The sequence below is a fragment of the Cellulosimicrobium cellulans genome, assembly GCF_001722485.1.
Taxonomy (GTDB): domain Bacteria; phylum Actinomycetota; class Actinomycetes; order Actinomycetales; family Cellulomonadaceae; genus Cellulosimicrobium; species Cellulosimicrobium cellulans_A.
In genome coordinates, this window is sequence record NZ_LWGL01000341.1 from 1 (window position 1) to 1,151 (window position 1,151).

General features: G+C 76.9%; 2 protein-coding genes and 1 pseudogene. All 3 read right to left on the reverse strand.

Annotation, left to right across the window (positions count from 1 at the left end):
- A pseudogene (locus tag JZ5iCDA_RS17595) lies at positions 1-180 on the reverse strand (hypothetical protein); the annotation flags it as partial.
- Positions 164-745 (reverse strand): RNA polymerase sigma factor, encoded by a 582-nt coding sequence (locus tag JZ5iCDA_RS17600; RefSeq protein ID WP_069388249.1) that lies wholly within the window; start codon positions 743-745, stop codon positions 164-166. The gene JZ5iCDA_RS17600 and the pseudogene JZ5iCDA_RS17595, both read right to left, overlap by 17 nt.
- A gap of 80 nt (positions 746-825) precedes the next feature.
- Positions 826-1,151: class F sortase (locus tag JZ5iCDA_RS17605; protein WP_139123234.1), on the reverse strand; the 326-nt coding region annotated here is incomplete at its 5' end.

The following is a 1,151-nucleotide window of genomic DNA, read 5'->3' on the forward strand; positions in this document are numbered from 1 at the left end:
CGCGGGCGCGACGAGGTCGCGGTCGGCCCCGCCCGACCGCGCGACGTCGGCCACGCCGGCCAGCTCGCGGACGGACGCCTCGCACACCGGGCACGCGGCGAGGTGGGCGCGCGCGGCGTCGTCGAGCACGTCCTCGCCGAGCGCGAGGAGCGCGAGGTCCTCGTCATCGATGTGCGGCACCGTCCACCTCCAACCTGTCTCGCAACCGCATCAGGCTCCGTCTCACGTGGCTCTTGACCGTACCCAGCGGCAGGCCGAGCTCCTCGGCGATCTGCACGTGGGTCAGGTCCCGGAAGAACGCCAGCTCGAGGATCGTGCGTCCCGGGTCGCCGAGCCGCCGCAGCTCGTCCGCGACGAGCACGCGGTCCGCGACCTGGCGCACGTCGTCCTCCGTCACCCCGACGTCGGGGACGGCCGCCGCGGCCTGCTCCGACCGCCGGGCCCGCGACCGGGCCTCGTGCGCGTCGGCGACCGCGTGCCGCGTGATGCCCACGAGCCACGCGGGCAGCCGCGCGCGGCCGGGGTCGAACCGGTGGCGCCCCCGCCACGCCGAGACGAACACCTGCTGCGTCACGTCCTCCGCGTCGCTGCGGTCGCCGAGCGAGCGCAGGGCGATCGTGTGCACGAGCGCCGACCACCTCCGGTACGCCTCCGCGAGCGCCTCCTCCTCGCCGTCGGCGAAGCGACGGCCGAGGAGCGCGACGTCGACGTCGGCGTCGTCGACCGCGGCGTCGGTGGGCTTCAGGGCGAGTCCTCCGTGCTCGGGGCCGCCCGTGCGGCGTGCCGTGCGGGCGGCCCGGTGGTGCGTGCGCCGATCGTAGACCGTCACGCCCCTCCCGTCCGCTCGGCGGTGACCACCACGTTCTCCGTGTACGAGCGCTGCCCCGGGTCCCACCTCCCTCCGCACGTGACGAGGACGAGCCGCGGGTCGCCGGTGCGGTCGAACACGGCGGCGGCGGGGAAGTCGGCCTTGGGGATGCTGCGCACCTCCGACACCGTGTACCGGTGGGTCGTGCCCGCCGCGTCGACGACCTCGACCGGGGTGCCGACGGCGACGTCGCGCAGCGCGGCGAACGGGCCCACGCGGGCCGGGTCGTCGACGTGCGCGGCGACGACGGTCGCCCCGGCGGCGGTCGCGGGCGCGGGGCCGT